18 protein-coding genes are annotated in these 16,968 nt (G+C 61.3%); 12 read left to right on the top strand and 6 right to left on the bottom strand.

Annotated features, from left to right (window positions below; genetic code table 11):
- Positions 1–2: 2 nt before the first annotated feature.
- The gene (locus tag ACQ7C1_RS30180) at positions 3–491 is read left to right on the top strand and encodes a hypothetical protein (RefSeq protein WP_430960996.1); all 489 of its coding nucleotides are present in this window, start codon (positions 3–5) and stop codon (positions 489–491) included.
- A gap of 27 nt (positions 492–518) precedes the next feature.
- Here ACQ7C1_RS30180 and ACQ7C1_RS30175 read toward each other — a convergent pair whose 3' ends face one another.
- From ACQ7C1_RS30175 to ACQ7C1_RS30150, 6 genes are all read right to left on the bottom strand, one after another.
- The gene (locus tag ACQ7C1_RS30175; RefSeq protein ID WP_430960981.1) at positions 519–779 is read right to left on the bottom strand and encodes a hypothetical protein; all 261 of its coding nucleotides are present in this window, start codon (positions 777–779) and stop codon (positions 519–521) included.
- Between the two features lie 267 nt (positions 780–1,046).
- Positions 1,047–2,576, bottom strand: coding sequence for a CopD family protein (locus ACQ7C1_RS30170; protein ID WP_430960980.1), 1,530 nt, complete (start codon positions 2,574–2,576; stop codon positions 1,047–1,049).
- Positions 2,577–2,794: 218 nt separating this feature from the next.
- Positions 2,795–3,322 (bottom strand): YcnI family protein, encoded by a 528-nt coding sequence (locus tag ACQ7C1_RS30165; protein WP_430960979.1) that lies wholly within the window; start codon positions 3,320–3,322, stop codon positions 2,795–2,797.
- A 58-nt stretch (positions 3,323–3,380) separates the two neighbouring features.
- Entirely contained in the window at positions 3,381–3,824 is a 444-nt protein-coding gene (locus tag ACQ7C1_RS30160; RefSeq protein WP_430960978.1) for a pseudoazurin, read from the bottom strand.
- A gap of 257 nt (positions 3,825–4,081) precedes the next feature.
- Positions 4,082–6,007 (bottom strand): PAS domain S-box protein, encoded by a 1,926-nt coding sequence (locus ACQ7C1_RS30155; RefSeq protein ID WP_430960977.1) that lies wholly within the window; start codon positions 6,005–6,007, stop codon positions 4,082–4,084.
- 26 nt (positions 6,008–6,033) lie between these two features.
- On the bottom strand, positions 6,034–6,765 hold the full coding sequence (locus ACQ7C1_RS30150; RefSeq protein WP_430960976.1) for a Crp/Fnr family transcriptional regulator: 732 nt from the start codon (positions 6,763–6,765) through the stop codon (positions 6,034–6,036).
- A 237-nt stretch (positions 6,766–7,002) separates the two neighbouring features.
- Here ACQ7C1_RS30150 and ccoN point away from each other — a divergent pair, with 237 nt between their 5' ends.
- From ccoN to ccmI, 11 genes are all read left to right on the top strand, one after another.
- Complete coding sequence (gene ccoN, locus ACQ7C1_RS30145; RefSeq protein WP_430960975.1) at positions 7,003–8,625, top strand: cytochrome-c oxidase, cbb3-type subunit I; 1,623 nt, start codon at positions 7,003–7,005, stop codon at positions 8,623–8,625.
- Positions 8,626–8,633: 8 nt separating this feature from the next.
- Complete coding sequence (gene ccoO, locus ACQ7C1_RS30140; RefSeq protein ID WP_430960974.1) at positions 8,634–9,368, top strand: cytochrome-c oxidase, cbb3-type subunit II; 735 nt, start codon at positions 8,634–8,636, stop codon at positions 9,366–9,368.
- Positions 9,369–9,376: 8 nt separating this feature from the next.
- Positions 9,377–9,529, top strand: a complete 153-nt coding sequence (locus tag ACQ7C1_RS30135) for a cbb3-type cytochrome c oxidase subunit 3 (protein WP_430960973.1) — start codon at positions 9,377–9,379, stop codon at positions 9,527–9,529.
- A gap of 1 nt (position 9,530) precedes the next feature.
- Entirely contained in the window at positions 9,531–10,394 is an 864-nt protein-coding gene (gene ccoP / locus ACQ7C1_RS30130) for a cytochrome-c oxidase, cbb3-type subunit III (protein WP_430960972.1), read from the top strand.
- 10 nt (positions 10,395–10,404) lie between these two features.
- On the top strand, positions 10,405–10,590 hold the full coding sequence (locus ACQ7C1_RS30125) for a hypothetical protein (protein WP_430960971.1): 186 nt from the start codon (positions 10,405–10,407) through the stop codon (positions 10,588–10,590).
- 172 nt (positions 10,591–10,762) lie between these two features.
- A complete protein-coding gene (gene ccoG, locus ACQ7C1_RS30120; RefSeq protein WP_430960970.1) occupies positions 10,763–12,331 on the top strand; it encodes a cytochrome c oxidase accessory protein CcoG in 1,569 nt (522 codons plus the stop codon).
- Positions 12,328–12,813 carry a FixH family protein gene (locus ACQ7C1_RS30115; protein ID WP_430960969.1) on the top strand — a complete coding sequence of 162 codons (486 nt, stop codon included), beginning with the start codon at positions 12,328–12,330 and terminating at the stop codon, positions 12,811–12,813. The genes ccoG and ACQ7C1_RS30115 overlap by 4 nt, the downstream gene beginning before the upstream one ends.
- Entirely contained in the window at positions 12,810–15,092 is a 2,283-nt protein-coding gene (locus ACQ7C1_RS30110; protein ID WP_430960968.1) for a cation-translocating P-type ATPase, read from the top strand. Before ACQ7C1_RS30115 ends, ACQ7C1_RS30110 begins: the two co-directional genes overlap by 4 nt.
- Entirely contained in the window at positions 15,089–15,247 is a 159-nt protein-coding gene (gene ccoS, locus ACQ7C1_RS30105) for a cbb3-type cytochrome oxidase assembly protein CcoS (RefSeq protein WP_430960967.1), read from the top strand. Before ACQ7C1_RS30110 ends, ccoS begins: the two co-directional genes overlap by 4 nt.
- A gap of 31 nt (positions 15,248–15,278) precedes the next feature.
- Positions 15,279–15,944, top strand: coding sequence for a Crp/Fnr family transcriptional regulator (locus tag ACQ7C1_RS30100; RefSeq protein WP_430960966.1), 666 nt, complete (start codon positions 15,279–15,281; stop codon positions 15,942–15,944).
- Between the two features lie 97 nt (positions 15,945–16,041).
- Positions 16,042–16,914, top strand: a complete 873-nt coding sequence (ccmI, locus tag ACQ7C1_RS30095; RefSeq protein WP_430960965.1) for a c-type cytochrome biogenesis protein CcmI — start codon at positions 16,042–16,044, stop codon at positions 16,912–16,914.
- The last annotated feature ends 54 nt before the right edge of the window (positions 16,915–16,968 follow it).

The raw sequence follows: 16,968 nt of genomic DNA, 5'->3' as shown, positions 1-16,968 counted from the left end.
TGATGAAGAAGTCGATCCCGAGCGATTTCATAGAACTCGAACGCTGCTACGATCAACTGATGTCGTGGTGCGACGTGTTCCAGGCGATCGCCGATTTCCTGCCTTGCCACATAGACGACGGCCTCTGCGAGCGTCTCTCAGACGGCCTGCTTCCGCTGCTGCAGACGACGCATGAGCTCGAAGAGCGGCTGATCTCCTCCGGACTCGGATTGATCATGGACGCCGCAGAAAAGGCCGGCGCGGAAGAACGGCGGCGGGCAGGCCGCCTGATCGATCATGGCGCCGCGCGAGACGTCGTCGTCACGCTACAAACGCTGGGCGAGGGGCGCTGCCGGCTCTCCTGGGAAGCCGTCGGATACCAGCTGCGTTCGTTCTTCTGCTCGACGCGTGGTCATATCAGGTCCGAACGCGAGATCATGAGGTTAGTGCAGCGGGCGATGGAAACTGCCGCACGGCTGGAGGATGCGACCGATCAGACCGAAGCGGCCTGAGCAAAGGCGGATCACCGCCCCGTCGCCTCAGGGAAGCGCTCGCCGTTCCACGCGCCGCAACAGGCTTTTCAATTCCGGCTCATTCACCAATGAGGCCTCCTCGAGAGGCGGCATCCAGGCGAGCTTGCGCTCCTTGTGTTCCGGGAAATGGGCCCTGGTGCGGCGAACCGTCATGACGTGCACCGTCACGAATGACGGCACCTGTTTTCCATCCGGAAGCGTCTTGAGATAGGAGAAGCAGTCGAAAGCCCGTTTCTTCGCCCGCCCCTTCACACCCGCCTCTTCCAAGGCCTCACGCTCGCGCGAGACCCTTGATCGGCCAGCTCTTGGGAATCGTCCACCGGCCGGTTTCGCGCGTCGTAATGAGCAGGACCTCAAAACCGCCGCCAAGGTTCCTCCCGCAGGCAAAGCGCGCCGAATTGCTCCAGGGCCTTGCCGAGGAGAATCGTCACGGCATGGTCGGCAAGCTGGGACAAGAGTGTCGGCGCCTTGTTCATCGATCATAGATGTGTCGGTTGTTTATCTTGGCAAATAGACGCCACGGTTGAGTGACCGTCATTCCGACAGGCTGCCTTCGAGATGCACCGAATGGAAATCGTCGATCAGCACCTCGAGATCGGCCAGCCAGCCCTTCGGATCGCGCACCGGAAGGCCGCTCGTCTCCCACCCGCCCTGCGCCGCCCGGGCGAGTTCGAATTTCATCGGCTCGATTTCGGAGTCCGGCTTCTTCAGGCGAAGAACGACCTGTCGGGGATCGAGCGCGCCGAAATCGGGAGCCATGACCGCCACGTGGATTTTCCCGGTTCCGTTTGGCTCGGCTTCCAGCTCCAGTTGAGCCATTGCGCTGTCGCCATGCAGGTGGACGGACGCTATAGCCGTAACATCAGCGGCATCCGCTTGCCCGGGGCCAGCAAACCGCCAGATGCCGGCCGCGCCGATGATTGCGACGGCCAGGATGATTTCAAAGGCAATGCTTCGGCGCAGGCGTCTTCTCGCAACCCCATCTCCCGCCAAAGTCGCGCCGGTCAGCCAGAAGCGGTTGTAGGCGGCCAGCACACAAAGGACAGCGACGAGCATGATCTTGACGACGAGAATCCGGCCGTAGAGCGACGACAGGATTTGCGCAAGCGCCGGAAGCTCCGCGACTGCCAGCACGGTTCCGGCAACGATCATCAGGACGAACGCAAAGGGAATGTTGCGCGAGAAGGCGTTCAGCGGGCGCAGGTCCAGCGGCGTTCGGCAGAGCCGCCAGAGCGGTGGAAGGCTGCCGATCCAGAAAAGCAGCGTTGCGCTGTGGAAAAAAATGGCGGCCCTTCCTATCCAGCGCGGCTCGACGACACTGCAATGCCCGCTGAAAGCGAAGGCGCTTGCGGCCAGCGCCAGGGCGACGACGGCAAGGGTGCGGCCGGCGATTTTGCGGTCGCCGAAGGGAAGTGTGGCGACCAGGAGCGACAGAAAGAACAAGCCGGCGCAGATCGCTGCATTACCTTGCAGTGCGATCTTGAACGGTTCACCACCGGCCAGGACAAGGCCGCTTCCTGCTTCGTCCAGTCCCTGCAAATAGATGCCCGCTCCCAGCAAAGCGGCTCCCGGCAGCAAAGCCGCTGCAATGCCTGCTGCCCGGCCGCCGCCCCCGCCCAGCCAGCGATCGAAGAGCGTGCCGCCGACCACGAACGCCATGAACAGAACCGTGGCGGTATGCACGAGCCAGATGACGATCGGCAAAGAAGGATCCGCCCGTTCGCCAAGGGCAACGGGCAATGCTGTGGAGGGCAAGCCGATATTGAACGCGAGGGCGCCGCCGACGGGGTGGCCGTCCTCGGACTCGACGTGGTAGCTCACAATCACGGTGCCGCGGATATTGGAATTTGCAAATCGCAATCGAACGTCGGCACCCGAAGTCTCGGCCTCCAGCTCCTGGCTCGAGCCGCTGCCGTTGTTTGCTGTCGCCCGGATGAGCCGGACCGGTTCATTGAAATGCAGTTCGACTGCGGCCGGCGGCCGGTCCAGCGTCTCGTTGCCGGCTGGCGTCGAATCTTTCAAGGTGGCGTGGGCAAGCGCGCTTGTCGGCAGACACGTGCCCATAACGATGACAGCGGCAGTGCAAGCCGCCCTGGAGCAATTCCAGGAAAAGTGCGACGCGGGCTTTCCCAGGCAAAGCGCGAAGCGCTTTGGCCGGGAATTGCGTAAATCCAAAGGGTTAGGGCGGTTCCGTGCTTTCATGAAAAGCTGAACCGCTCTAAGGAGCCGTGTCGCGAGGTTTCCCATTCTCAAGGACCACATGATCGACGGCTCTCGCCCGCTCACGAGCGTGGTTGTTCGATCACGTCGAAATAGGGAGCGGGGGCGTCATAGTCGTCGGAAGACTTGCCTACCGCAGGAATTTCAATCCAGCGTTCGACCGCGCCTTCGGTGCATTCCTGGACCACGGGAACGTAAATGCGGGTTTTGGCCGCGATCTCCTTTGCGACCGTCGCACGGAAAATGAACTCATCATATTCATCGTCGGCGAGGTTGCCGCCTGACCATGTGATCTCACTGACGCCTTCCTTCACAGGTTTGCCGTATAGATCGTAGCTCTGCTGATAGGCCGCATTCGCCTTCTCAACGGTCCAGCCGGGTTTCGGCATCGGCTTTGCCGATAGCAGACCCTCCGGGATCTTCACGCGGATCTTGACCGTTGCCTTGCCCTCACACCCGTGTCCGACGCGAAGCACTGCCTTGTACGCCTTGCCTGACAGCGCCTGGTTCTGCTCGAGGGTAATGTGAGCATCGGCCACGCCGGCTGCGCAGACAACCGCTGCGAAAGCAAGCATCATGGGCTTGAACATGATGGTTCTCCATCGTGCGGGATGGCGCGCGAGCGCGGCCATCCGCACCGGTCGTTGATCACTGGGTGCTATGGACAAGATCGACATCGAGCCGCTTGCGTACCATGTTCGGCACTTTTGCCGTCTTGATCGCGTCGAGATTGGCCGGGCTGTCGCCGACCTGGATCAAGGCAACCATGCCCATGCCTGCATGGGGCGTGCATTTCACCACGTAGGCACCGGGAACATCGAATTTCGCCTGATACTGTTCGTTCGGCTTGGATTTGAATTCGGCGACGCCATCCGGAATGAGGCCCTTGAAGGTCTCGACGTTGTGGCTCTTGTCGGTGGGAACGAAGGTGACGGTGTCGCCGGGGGCGATCTTCAAGAAGCCGGGCTCGAACACCATTGCGCCGTCGGCGCCTTTGTTAAGCATCTGAACCTGGTGGTCGGCGGCCAGCAATGGCGCTGCCGAGGCAATCAAGGCTGCCGCTGCAGCGATCAGACCGAATTTCAAACGCATTTGCAATCTCCTGTTCTGCGAGGCTCGATCAGCCTCATGAACATGTTTTAGGAGATGCCGGAACCGGCTTCTTTGACGCCCGTCAAATTAGCGGAAAAAGCCGAGGATCCGTTTTTGGCTGTTTGCCTGACACCACACCAGGAATGGCCTTGCGCCAATTGCCGGAGCGTTCCGACGAAGCCATCAGGCGACGCAGATGACCGGGAGGGCGTTCGCCTGGCGAGCGCCAGCAATTCGAGATGGCAGCAGGTACGAGATCACTTCGCGTCGAGAAGCTCGCGGATCTTCAACGCCAGTTCCTTGGCGGTATAGGGCTTGCGCAGCCACTGTGCACCGGGAACGATGCCTTTGCTCGCAAGGCCCGGCTCGCTATATCCGGAGGTGAACAAAACCGCGATGTCGGGACGCTGGAGGCGCACCTGTCGTGCGAGTTCGTCACCCGTCATTCCGCCCGGCATGACGATATCGGTGAACAGTAGCGCCGTGTCGGCGTTTTCCTGTAGGACTTCTAGTGCGCGGTGGCCGTTTTCGGCTTCACTCACCGTGTAACCCATTGACGCGAGCCTGGCGACGGCAACGCGGCGGACGCGGGCGTCATCCTCGACGACCAGCACCGTTTCGTCGCCGCGCGGCAGCTGGCTCTCGCGGCTGTCATCATCCGGCGCGGGCTCCCGGGGCTTCGCCCCGTTGACCGCGGGCAGATATATCCTGACTGTCGTGCCGCGCCCCACCTCGCTGTAAAGCTGGAGATGCCCGCCCGACTGCTTGACGAAACCATAGACCATGCTGAGCCCGAGCCCCGTGCCCGAGCCGACTTCCTTTGTGGTGAAAAACGGTTCGATCGCGCGCTTCCTGACCTCCTCGGTCATGCCCATGCCGGTATCTGTCATGGTAATGAGGACGAAGTTGCCGCTACGCACCTCCGGATACATTTTCGCATAATCGGCATCGAGGTGAACGCGCGAAATCGTTGTCGTCAGAGTGCCGCCCTTCGGCATGGCGTCCCTTGCGTTCAGGGCGATGTTCAGAATGGCATTCTGAAGCTGTGAACTGTCGACGAGGACGTTGAGGCCCGACCCGTCAATGACGGTCGACAGCCTGATATCTTCGCCGAGCGTTCGCCGCAGCAGATCCGAAAAGCCGCTCAGGAGCTGACCGAGATCGGCGTGTTTGGGATTCAGCGGCTGCCGGCGGCCGAAGGCCAGCAACTGGCCGGTCAGGATCGCTCCGTCCTGCGCGGCAGCCTGCGCCTCCTTGAGAATGTCACGAAGGCTGCCCGGCGGCAGCTTGTCCTCGATCATTTCGAGATTGCCGCTGATGACGGTCAGGAGATTGTTGAAGTCATGCGCGAGGCCGCCGGTCAGCTGCCCGATCGCCTCCATCTTCTGCGCCTGACGAAGATCCTCCTCGATCTTGAATCGGCTCGTCAGGTCCCGGACGAAACCGGTGAAGATCCGTTCGCCGTTGGCCGTGGCTTCGCCGACATGCAGCTCCATCGGGAATTGTGAGCCGTCGGCCCGCTGTCCGGTCACGACGCGCCCGTAGCCGATGATGCGCTTTTCGCCGGTTTCGATATAATGGTCGATATAGCCGTCATGAGCCTCACGATAGGGGGTCGGCATCAGGTTACTGACGTTGCGGCCGCAAATCTGATCCGCCGGCATTCCGAACAGCTTTTCGGCAGCCTTGCTGAACGACAGCACCGTTCCCTTATGGTCGATCACCACCATCGCATCGGGGACGGTATCGAGGATAGAGCTGAGATGCGCCTCACGCGACTTGACCGCCTCCTGGGCCTGCCTCAGGGCGCTGACATCGCTGTTTGTCTGGATGATGGTATGCTCCCCGTCCGGAAGATTGACCAGCACGCAGCGGGAGGCGACATGGATGTCGTGCCCGCTCTTATGGCGATGAATGATTTCGCCCTGCCAGAAGCCGCGCGATTTCAACTGATCGCGGATGTTTTCCGCCGGTTCGGGAAACTTTGTCGCCAGAAGTTCATGAACCTTCTCGCCGACGGCCTCCTCTCTTGCCCAGCCATACATGTTCTCGCAGCCGATCGACCAGTGCGTAATCGTTCCGTCGAAACGATGAACCACGATATCCGCTCCGTCGAGCACGTGCACCATGGCGTCCAGCTCCTGTGGCGATGCGGTTCTCGGGGACACGAGGCGGTGAGGCATGGAAGTCGATCCTGCGGCTTGTTGCATCAGTGCAGGTTGACCCTATGACAGGAATCGTCAGAAAAATCATCTGCGTCGCCAGACAACTGTTTCAGGCGGGCGAGATTGACAATCCTCAGGTCGTGCCTGCCCACGGGAATAACGATGTTGCGTGATGCCAGTTTCGTGATCGTGCGAGACACGGTCTCGATTGTCAGGCCGAGATGATCGGCAATGTCCTGGCGGTTCATGGGAACGCGCACCAGACCTTGCCGCGACCGCTGGCTGCGGCGGGATGCAAGCTTGACAATGAAGCTGCAGAGACGCTCCTCGGCATTCTTTTTCGACAACAACACCATCTGTTCATGCGCGGCGGCCGCCTCCTGGCAGAGCAGGGAGATATAGGCCGGACCAAGCGCATCGGAGCGGGCGACTTCTTCATGAAAGCTCTTGCGCGACATGCGCCGGATCTTGCATTCGGTGACGGCCTCCGCCGTGAAAATGAATTCATTTTGCAACGAGGCGCCGATGAGATCGCCGGCGAAGTGAAAGGCGGTGATCACTCGGCGGCCTTCGCCGATGATGCGATGCAGGCGAACGACGCCTTCTTCCACCTGAAAGAGATGTTTCGCCTGGTCGCCCTCCCAGCAAATCGCCTTGCCGGCCGCGACGGGTTCCGCCGCCGAGCTCAGGAAAAGCGACGAAAGCGATTGGCCGGCATCAATGGCTTCGACCGTCTTCTCGGCATTTTCGAATGCGTGGTTGGTCTGCATCAGCATTGTCGTGTCCCCTCGTGGCAGTGGGTGCAGTAGAAAGCTGTCGCGTCACAGGGGGATGAGCGGACGGTGCCAAAGGGTAAAAGAGTGTAACAGTGTGTAACAGCGGCGGCCCATCCGCGGCTTGGGGTCCCCTTGTTGATGTAGATCAAGGAGCCATCGCCGGCTTCATGACAGTCCTGCCCCGAACTACGAGAAAGCCGGCCGCGGGGCGGTCGTCTTTGCACTGGGGACGACATCATGAATTATACGATGGAAACAATGATGCTCGCGGTCGCGGCGTTTCTAGCGCTGCTCGGAGCCGCATTCGCGCACGATCATCTCTTTGCGGTCCATATGGGCATACTGAGCTTCTGCCTCGTTGCGGGAACCCTGCTCCTTGTCAGGAAGGTCGACTTCGCACCGGCGGACCAACGGCGGAAAGTCGACCTGTCCGGTTATTTCGACGAAGTGGTCCGCTACGGCCTGATCGCCACCGTATTCTGGGGCGTGGTCGGCTTCCTCGTCGGCGTTATTATCGCGCTGCAGCTGGCCTTTCCCGACCTCAACATCGCGCCCTATCTCAATTTCGGCAGGCTGCGGCCGGTTCACACATCGGCGGTCATCTTCGCATTCGGCGGCAACGCGCTGATCATGACGTCCTTTTACGTGGTGCAGCGGACCTGTCGTGCCCGCCTCTTCGGCGGCAGCCTCGCCTGGTTCGTCTTCTGGGGCTATCAACTCTTTATCGTCATGGCGGCGACCGGTTACGTGCTCGGCATCAACCAGGCCCGTGAATATGCCGAGCCCGAATGGTATGTCGACCTCTGGCTGACCATAGTCTGGGTCGCCTATCTCGCCGTCTATCTCGGAACGATCCTGAAGCGCAGGGAACCGCATATTTATGTGGCGAACTGGTTCTATCTCGGCTTCATCGTCACCATCGCGATGCTGCACGTGGTCAACAACCTCGCGGTTCCCACTTCCTTCCTCGGCTCCAAGAGCTATTCTCTGTTCTCGGGCGTTCAGGATGCGCTGACGCAATGGTGGTACGGCCATAACGCCGTCGGCTTTTTCCTTACCGCCGGCTTCCTCGGCATGATGTACTACTTCGTGCCGAAGCAGGCCAACCGGCCGGTCTATTCGTACCGGCTGTCGATCATCCACTTCTGGGCCCTGATCTTCATGTATATCTGGGCCGGTCCGCACCATCTGCATTACACGGCGCTGCCCGATTGGGCCCAGACGCTCGGTATGGTTTTCTCGGTCATGCTCTGGATGCCTTCCTGGGGCGGCATGATCAACGGCCTGATGACCCTTTCCGGCGCCTGGGACAAGATCCGCACCGACCCGATCATCCGGATGATGATCGTCGCCATCGCCTTTTACGGCATGTCGACCTTCGAGGGCCCGATGATGTCGGTCAAGACAGTCAATTCGCTCAGCCATTATACCGAATGGACGATCGGTCACGTGCATTCCGGCGCGCTCGGCTGGGTCGGGATGATCACCTTCGGGGCGATCTATTACCTGACGCCGAAACTGTGGGGGCGCGAGCGTCTCTACAGCCTGCGCATGGTCAACTGGCACTTCTGGCTCGCGACCCTCGGGATCGTGATCTACGCCGCCGTGCTCTGGGTTGCCGGTATCCAGCAGGGGCTGATGTGGCGCGAATACAATTCCCAGGGCTTCCTCGTCTATTCCTTCGCGGAGACGGTGGCGGCGATGATCCCCTACTACGTGCTGCGCGCGATCGGCGGAGCGCTTTACCTGGCGGGCGGCCTCGTCATGGCCTGGAACGTGTTCATGACGATCCGCGGCCACCTGCGCAACGAAGCCGCAATCCCGACCACTTTCGTGCCCCAGGCACAGCCTGCCGAATGAGGTGAGACATGGCATCGATATTGGATAAACATAAAATCCTCGAGAAGAACGCGACGCTTCTTTTGGTCGGATCGCTGCTCGTCGTGAGCGTCGGCGGCATCGTTGAAATCGCACCGCTGTTCTACCTGCAGAACACGATCGAGAAAGTGGAAGGTATGCGGCCTTACACGCCGCTGGAGCTCGCGGGGCGCAACGTCTACATCCGTGAAGGCTGCTATCTCTGCCATAGCCAGATGATCAGGCCGTTCCGTGATGAAGTCGAACGTTACGGCCATTATTCGCTGGCCGCGGAATCGATGTACGACCATCCGTTCCAGTGGGGATCCAAACGCACCGGGCCTGATCTGGCCCGTGTCGGCGGACGTTACTCGAACGAATGGCATGTCCAGCATCTCGCAAATCCGCGGGCCGTGGTGCCGGAATCGATCATGCCGAGCTACGCCTTCCTCAAGGAGCAGGACGTGACGGTCAAGGACGTCGGAATGGACCTCAAGGCCAACGAGGACGTCGGCGTGCCTTACAACGACGACATGCTGGCGAATGCGGAGGCCGACATGAAGGCTCAGGCCGATCCGAATGCGGACACGACGGCCCTCCTCGAACGCTATCCGAAGGCGAAGGTCGGCGATTTCGACGGCGACCCGGCCAGGCTGACCGAAATGGACGCGTTGGTGTCCTACCTGCAGATGCTCGGAACGCTGGTCGATTTCTCGACCTATGACGATGCGACCGGCTACCGTTGAGGCGATCCATGGAAACCTACACTGCAATGAGACACTTCGCCGACAGCTGGGGCCTCCTGGCAATGGCGGCATTCTTCGCCGGCGTGGTCGTGTTCACCCTTCGCCCAGGCAGCAAGCAGACGGCGAAAGAAGCCGCCGATATTCCCTTGAAGGACGATTGAGATGTCGGAAAAACATATCGATGAATTGAGCGGCGTCGAAACGACCGGGCATGAATGGGACGGCATCCGCGAGCTCAACAATCCCATGCCCCGCTGGTGGGTGTGGACCTTCTACGTCACCATTCTCTGGGCGGTTGGCTATGCGATCGCATATCCCGCGATTCCGATGATCACGTCCGCCACAAAGGGCTATCTCGGCTACTCAACTCGTGCGGAGCTGCAGCAGGATCTGGATCAGGCCAAAGCGTCCCAGACGCAGTTTCACGATTTGATCGCGGCAAAGACAGTGCAGGAGATCGACGCCGATCCTGCCCTTCGTGAATTCGCAATCGCCGGCGGTGCGTCCTCGTTCAAAGTCAATTGCGCGCCCTGTCATGGCTCGGGGGCGAGCGGCGGCCCGGGCTTTCCAAATCTCAACGATGACGACTGGCTGTGGGGCGGAGACCTGGACGCCATCCAGACGACGATCGCCCACGGGATCCGGTTCGATTCGGATGCCGAAACGCACGCTTCCGAGATGCCGGCCTTTACCGATGTCCTCGAGCCTGCCCAGATGCGGCAGGTCGCTGCCTATGTCTGGGGGCTGACCAATACGCCCTCGGACCCCGCTCTGGCGGAGGCCGGAAAACAGGTTTTTCTCGACAACTGCGCCGCGTGTCACGGCGAGGATGCCAAAGGAAAAGCGGAAATGGGTGCGCCGGATCTTGCCGACGCAATCTGGCTGAAGGCGCGCGGTGAAGACGCCATCGTCCGCCAGGTCGCCTCTCCCAAACATGGCGTCATGCCTGCCTGGGCTGCGCGCCTCGGGGACACGACCGTCAAGGAACTCACCATTTTCGTTCATTCGCTTGGCGGCGGAACGTAAGGAGACATCGATGACAGCCCACGACCACAATCCCATCCTCGGTCTCTACGGCACGCCGCGCGCCGCCATCCGGTCTCGTGTTTCGGCGCGCGCCATGACGATGCCTCCGTCGGCCGAACAAGAGGACCCTGCAAAGATCGGCAATTCGATCGTAAGTTTGACCTGCCTCAAGGATCACAAGCAGACGAGCCGATAGTTTCGGCTCCTGTCGAGGACCTTCCAGCGGTGTTTCTCCCCCGCTGGCCTCCGGCCACGCCCTTACCCCGGGGCGTGGCCTTTTTCATTTCCGGACGATCGTTTCTTGATCTGCATCAAGGAACCGGTGCGCCGCGGGTGGGACAAGAGCAGGCCAACACCGGACAGGTCCAATGAATCTCTACACCGCCCCAGATCCGAATGACATCGAGCGCGTCAGCGTCGAGCCGGTCAACGCCCGGCGCAACCGACAGCCTCTCTATGCACCGCGCAAGAAAATTTTTCCAAAGCGCGCCGAGGGCCGATTCCGCCGGTTCAAATGGATGGTGATGCTGATCACGCTCGGCATTTACTACCTGGCGCCGTGGATCCGCTGGGATCGGGGTCCCTACGCGCCTGATCAGGCAATCCTTGTCGACCTCTCCTCGCGGCGTTTCTTCTTTTTCTTCATCGAGATCTGGCCCCAGGAATTCTATTATGTCGCGGGCCTGCTGGTCATGGCGGGATTTGGCCTCTTTCTCGTCACCGCCGCGGTCGGCCGCGCCTGGTGCGGCTATGCCTGTCCGCAGACCGTCTGGGTCGATCTCTTTCTCGTCGTCGAACGCGCCATCGAAGGCGACCGAAACGCGCGAATGAAGCTCGACGCCGGCCCTTTCACCTTCGACAAGCTCAGCAAGCGGGTAATCAAGCATACGATCTGGCTGCTGATCGGAGCCGCCACCGGCGGCGCGTGGATCTTCTATTTTGCCGACGCGCTGAGCCTGGCGGTTTCGCTGTTTGCCGGCAGTGCTCCTGCCGCCGCCTATGCGACGATCGCCATCCTGACCGCAACGACCTATGTGCTTGGCGGGCTCATGCGCGAGCAGGTGTGCACCTATATGTGCCCGTGGCCGCGCATTCAGGGCGCGATGCTCGACGAAAATTCGCTTGTCGTCACCTACAATGACTGGCGGGGCGAGCAGAGGTCGCGCCACGCCAAGAAAGCCCTGGCCAAGGGCCTACCGGTCGGCGATTGCGTGGATTGCAATGCCTGCGTTGCGGTCTGTCCGATGGGAATCGACATTCGCGACGGCCAGCAGATGGAATGCATCACATGCGCTCTCTGCATCGATGCCTGTGACGGCGTCATGGACAAGCTCGGAAAACCTCGCGGCCTGATCGCCTATGCGACGCTCAGCGAATATTCGAGCAACATGTCGCTTGCGACGGACGGAGGACGGACAGCCATCCAGCCGTCCAATGTTCGAAACGAAGATGGAAGCTTCATTGCGGCAATCCGGCATTTCGACTGGCGGATCATCTTTCGTCCGAGAATCCTCTTCTATGCTGTCGTCTGGGCATCGATCGGCATCGCCATGGTCATCCATCTCGCCTTCCGCGAACGGCTCGAACTCAACGTCGTGCATGATCGCAACCCCCAATATGTCCTTGAAAGCGACGGCTCCATCCGCAACGGCTACACACTTCGCGTCCTCAACATGGTGCCGACGCCGCGGGATGTGACCATCACTCTCGTCGGGCTCGAAGGCGGCATGATGCGCATTCCCGAGTTCGGCAGGCAGGATGGCCGCAGCTTCACGGTCAATGCCGAACCTGACGCGGCCACGACGATCAAGGTCTTCGTGACGCGCAAGCCTGACGGGGCCGAGATCAACGAATTCCTCTTCGTCATCGAAGATACGGGCCATTCCGACCGGGCGACCTATCGCGCGGCGTTCAACGCACCGGGAGAGGTGAAATGAAGGCTTCCACTCGAGGTTTTACCGGTTTGCACATGCTTCTTGCCACCTCGGCATTTTTCGCGGTCGTGATCGCCGTCAATGTCACCATGGCCGTGTATGCTTCATCCAGCTGGAGCGGCCTGGTCGTCGAAAACACCTATGTGGCCAGCCAGGAATTCAACGGCAAGGCGGCAGCGATGAAGGCAATGGCAGCCTCCGGCGTCGAGGGCACGCTCTCCATCAAGGGCCGCGAGATCCGCTACCATATCCACGATCGCAAGGGTGCGCCTGCGATCATCGACGATGTCATGCTGAACTTCAAACGGCCGGTCGGCGATCACGAGGATTTCCACCTGACGCTCCGGAAGACGGGCGAGGGCCGGTTCGAAGCCGATCACGAGGTCGCCGGCGGCGACTGGATCGTCGAGGCCATATCGAGAAGGGACGGCGCGGTCGTCATGCATGAGGCCAAGCGCATCGATACTGCGGAGTTTGGCCAATGACCTGCTGCTCGATGGATACGGAAAGCGTGCTCGCCCTCAGCGCGACATCCGCCAGCGCCGAGGAAGTCCGGCTGGCCAGCCACTCGCTCGGGGCCGGATTGCACCAACTCGACCTCAGCGTACCCGACATCCACTGCGGCGGCTGCATATCGACCATCGAAAAGGCGCTGTCGGCGCTTCCTTTCGTCAGGAGAGCCCGGGTCAATCTCACTGCCCGCAGGGTCAGCTGCGTCTATCAGGAGGAAATAGAGAAGCGGGCGACCGACCCCTCTGAAATCCTTGCAGCGGTCAATGCGGCCGGATACCGCGCGCATCTCTTTACGCCCACGGCACCTGAAAACGACAGGACCAGGAACCAGCTGCTGCTGGCGATCGGCGTTTCGGGTTTTGCAGCTGCCAATATCATGCTGCTCTCGGTGTCGGTCTGGTCGGGCGCCGACGCGGCGACGCGTGACATGTTTCACTGGATATCGGCGATGATCGCAGCCCCTGCGCTGGTCTATGCCGGGCGCTTCTTCTTCAAATCGGCCTGGAACGCGCTGAAGCGCGGGCGCACCAACATGGATGTTCCGATCTCGCTTGCGGTGACGCTCTCCTATGCCGTCTCCCTGTGGGAGACCGTGCATCACGGCGAACATGCATGGTTCGACGCCTCGGTCTCGCTGCTGTTCTTCCTGCTGATCGGCAGAACTCTCGATCACGTAATGCGCGAAAAGGCACGCGCGGCGATCAACGGGCTGGCAAGGCTGGCCCCGCGCGGGGCGCTGCTGATGATGCCGGACGGGTCGCGCCGCTACGTTGCGGTGGAAGAGATCGCGGTGGGCGACGACATCGCGATCGCGGCGGGCGAGCGCATCCCCGTCGACGGCACGATCGTCAGCGGCGAGAGCGACGTGGACCTTTCCATCGTCACCGGTGAAAGCAGTCCGGTCGCCGTCGCCAAAGGCAGCGCGGTGAATTCGGGTGCGATGAACTTGACCGGCTCGCTCATCCTGCGAGCGACGAAAGTGGCGAGGGATTCCCTTCTATCGGAAATCATCAGCCTCATGGAAGCCGCCGAAGGCGGCAGGGCCCGCTATCGCCGGATCGCCGATCGGGCCGCAGCGCTCTATTCCCCGGCGGTGCACCTGTTGGCGCTCGTGTCCTTTCTCGCCTGGGGATTTTTCGGCGGCGACTGGAAACAGGCGATGCTGGTCGCGGTCGCGGTGCTGATCATTACATGCCCGTGCGCGCTCGGCCTTGCCGTTCCCGTCGTCCAGGTGGTGGCGGCGGGTGAACTTTTCCGCAAGGGCATCATGGTCAAGGACGGTTCGGCGCTCGAAAGACTGGCCGAGGCGGATATCGTCGCCTTTGACAAAACCGGCACGCTGACGATGGGGCGGCCCCGCCTCGTCGGTGTCGAAGCGACCCACGCCGGCAACACCGCCATCGCCTGCGCATTGGCCGCGCATTCACGGCATCCTCTTTCCCAGGCGCTGCTGCGGGACATCGAGCAGGCTTCTTCCTTCTCCTTCGACAAGATCACGGAAATCCCCGGCGGCGGGCTGGAAGCCTGCAACGGAGCGGATGTCTATCGGCTGGGCAACAGGGCCTTTGCCTGCGGAACCGGTCTTACGCCCGGCGCGGACGACGGTCCGTTTTCGGAAGTGGTCCTGTCGAAGAACGGTGCCGATCTGGCATGTTTCCTCTTTGACGACACGCTGCGCCCGGGCGCTGCCGAGGCTGTGCGCGATCTCACTGCCGCCGGCCTTGAAACCCTGATGGTTTCGGGCGACCGGCAAACGGTCGTCGACAATACGGCGCAGGCTCTCGGCATTCAGAGGGCTCTGGGCGTCCTGGCGCCGAAGCAGAAGGTCGAGGAATGCCAGAGGCTGAGCGGTGAGGGCCGCCGCGTGCTCATGGTCGGCGACGGGATCAACGACGCTCCGGCGCTTGCCGCCGCGCATGTCTCGATGGCGCCTGCCACGGCATCCGACATCGGCAGGCAGGCCGCCGACCTCGTCTTTTTCAACGAACGGCTCGATGCCGTTCCGGAAGCAATCGCCGTCGCGCGAAGATCCGCGAGCCTCATCCGGCAGAATTTTGTTCTGGCGATCGGTTACAACGTGCTGGCGGTCCCGATCGCGATTGCCGGACTGGCGACGCCGCTGATCGCAGCGGTGGCCATGTCGACGTCATCGATCATCGTCGTAACCAATGCGCTGCGGTTGAATGCCTTCGGCAAACATTCCCCCATGCCGACCGAAGCGCGAGCCGGCAGGGAGGTGAAAACCGCATGAACATGCTGATCTATCTGATCCCGATCGCGCTGCTGATGGGGGGGATGGGCCTCCTGGCATTCCTCTGGTCGCTGAAGAGCGGCCAGTATGACGACCTTGAAGGAGCCGCCTGGCGAATTCTCGTCGACGACGACACCGACCGCAAAAAATCTTAAGCCGCATACAGACCAAACGAGAGGAAGATCGATGCTTGCGAAAAATCCCGTACTTTTGCGGTCTGACCTGTTCGATGGCCTCGACCAGGCGACGGTAGAGGAGCTCGCCGCTGCGGCTCAGTTTCAAACCTTCGCGCCGGATGAGCGGATCATCGCCGAAGGCCAGGCGGCGTCGTTCGTCTACTGCGTGATAAGCGGGTTCGTCCGGCTTTCCAAATCCGAATCCGCTGGGCGCGAGGCCGATATCTGCGTCTGCGAGCCCGGCGACACCATTGGCGAATATTTGCTATCGGGCGGCGGCTCCTACGCCTACAGCGCGTGGTCCGCCGACGGAGCGGAGGTGGCCTTGTTCGAACTTTCGGACTTGCGGGCTCTCGCCGATCGGTATCCAATCATTCATCGCAACGTCATGCGGATCATGACCCGGCATCTGCTCGGCGCGATGGATTGCATAGCAGGAGACCGCCTGCACACAGCCGCGCAGCGTGTCGCGAACTACCTCGTAAGCCGATGCCCGGCCTCGGCCTCGCAGGCCACGTTTCGCCTGCCTTACCGGAAGAGAATTCTGGCCGGCGAACTGGGGCTTGCCCCCGAAGCCCTGTCCCGAGCGTTCGCCGCGCTCGTTCCCGCAGGTGTCGAAGTCAGAGGCAAGATCGTGCTGGTCGACAGTGTCGACCAGTTGCGGAAGGCGTGCTGACATCGGCAACAAGCCGGAAAGCACGCCATAATTTGACCGGCGTCAATGTGGCGAGCGCCCGCTCCGCTAAGGTCAGGGCAAAAGGCACCTCGACCTCATGCTTATCTGGATTGTTTTCGCGGTCATCGCGACTGCCGTGATCGCTTCCCTTCTTCATCCGCTTGCTTCGGGCCCTGTCCGGATCGACAGTGGTGCGGCTCACGCCTGCCGGGTCTATCGGGACCAGCTCGTCGAACTCGACAGGGACATGGCGACGAGCCAACTACCGCGCAACGAATATGAATATGCCCGTGCCGAAATCGCGCGGCGGCTTTTCAAGGCAAGCGAACAGCAACATGAAAAGCGCCGGAGACTGCCGCATGCCCATCGATGGCTGAAGCTGGCCATCGTCGTATTTCTGCCGCTTGCGAGCATCGGCTTTTATGCCCGGCTGGGTTCGCCCGACATGCCGTCGCAGCCGCTGCAGGCGCGGCTGGAAGATCCCGGCCGGAATATCGCAATGCTCATTGCGAAGACAGAACGCCATCTCGCAAGCGAGCCCAATGACGGGCGGGGATGGAATGTTATTGCTCCGGTCTACCTCAGAACCGGCCGGATCGCCGAGGCACAGTCGGCTTATCGGAATGCGCTGCGGATCCTCGGCCCCGACGTCGATCGCCTGGGCGGCCTTGCCGAGGCCCTGATGATCGAAGCGGACGGTTCGGTGACCGCGGACACACTCGACATCCTGCGGCAGATACTTCGGCTCGAACCGAAAAACCCGCGCGCGCTGTTCTACATCGCTGTCGGCATGGAGCAGGCGGGGCGGACCACCGAGGCGCTGGCAGCTTTCGAAGCGCTGGCGAAATTGTCGCCTGCCGGCGCGGCATGGCTGCCGCTCGTCAATCAACATATTTCCGGCAATGGCGGCGTTCCGCTGACCGTTTCGGGGCAGGAGCCGAACACGACAGCTGCGGGAGATTCGAGATGACACGCAAGCAGAAGCGCCTTGCGGTGATCGCTGGCGGGATGAGTTTCATCCTGA

It is taken from the genome of Rhizobium sp. Nf11,1 (assembly GCF_050587665.1).
In the GTDB taxonomy this organism is placed as follows: Bacteria; Pseudomonadota; Alphaproteobacteria; order Rhizobiales; family Rhizobiaceae; genus Rhizobium.
This window is presented reverse-complemented; position numbering and strand designations above follow the sequence as displayed.

Bases quoted from the DNA above. Each gene is read 5' to 3' on its own strand.
- ACQ7C1_RS30150 (WP_430960976.1), bottom strand. From the start codon at position 6,765: ATGCTGATGCAGACCAACCACGCATTCGAAAATGCCGAGAAGACGGTC.
- ccoN (WP_430960975.1), top strand. From the start codon at position 7,003: ATGAATTATACGATGGAAACAATGATGCTCGCGGTCGCGGCGTTTCTA.
- ccoO (WP_430960974.1), top strand. From the start codon at position 8,634: ATGGCATCGATATTGGATAAACATAAAATCCTCGAGAAGAACGCGACG.
- ccoP (WP_430960972.1), top strand. From the start codon at position 9,531: ATGTCGGAAAAACATATCGATGAATTGAGCGGCGTCGAAACGACCGGG.
- ACQ7C1_RS30170 (WP_430960980.1), bottom strand. From the start codon at position 2,576: ATGGGCACGTGTCTGCCGACAAGCGCGCTTGCCCACGCCACCTTGAAA.
- ACQ7C1_RS30100 (WP_430960966.1), top strand. From the start codon at position 15,279: ATGCTTGCGAAAAATCCCGTACTTTTGCGGTCTGACCTGTTCGATGGC.
- ccmI (WP_430960965.1), top strand. From the start codon at position 16,042: ATGCTTATCTGGATTGTTTTCGCGGTCATCGCGACTGCCGTGATCGCT.
- ccoS (WP_430960967.1), top strand. From the start codon at position 15,089: ATGAACATGCTGATCTATCTGATCCCGATCGCGCTGCTGATGGGGGGG.
- ACQ7C1_RS30180 (WP_430960996.1), top strand. From the start codon at position 3: ATGAAGAAGTCGATCCCGAGCGATTTCATAGAACTCGAACGCTGCTAC.
- ACQ7C1_RS30115 (WP_430960969.1), top strand. From the start codon at position 12,328: ATGAAGGCTTCCACTCGAGGTTTTACCGGTTTGCACATGCTTCTTGCC.
- ACQ7C1_RS30160 (WP_430960978.1), bottom strand. From the start codon at position 3,824: ATGCGTTTGAAATTCGGTCTGATCGCTGCAGCGGCAGCCTTGATTGCC.
- ACQ7C1_RS30125 (WP_430960971.1), top strand. From the start codon at position 10,405: ATGACAGCCCACGACCACAATCCCATCCTCGGTCTCTACGGCACGCCG.
- ACQ7C1_RS30110 (WP_430960968.1), top strand. From the start codon at position 12,810: ATGACCTGCTGCTCGATGGATACGGAAAGCGTGCTCGCCCTCAGCGCG.
- ACQ7C1_RS30155 (WP_430960977.1), bottom strand. From the start codon at position 6,007: ATGCCTCACCGCCTCGTGTCCCCGAGAACCGCATCGCCACAGGAGCTG.
- ccoG (WP_430960970.1), top strand. From the start codon at position 10,763: ATGAATCTCTACACCGCCCCAGATCCGAATGACATCGAGCGCGTCAGC.
- ACQ7C1_RS30165 (WP_430960979.1), bottom strand. From the start codon at position 3,322: ATGTTCAAGCCCATGATGCTTGCTTTCGCAGCGGTTGTCTGCGCAGCC.
- ACQ7C1_RS30135 (WP_430960973.1), top strand. From the start codon at position 9,377: ATGGAAACCTACACTGCAATGAGACACTTCGCCGACAGCTGGGGCCTC.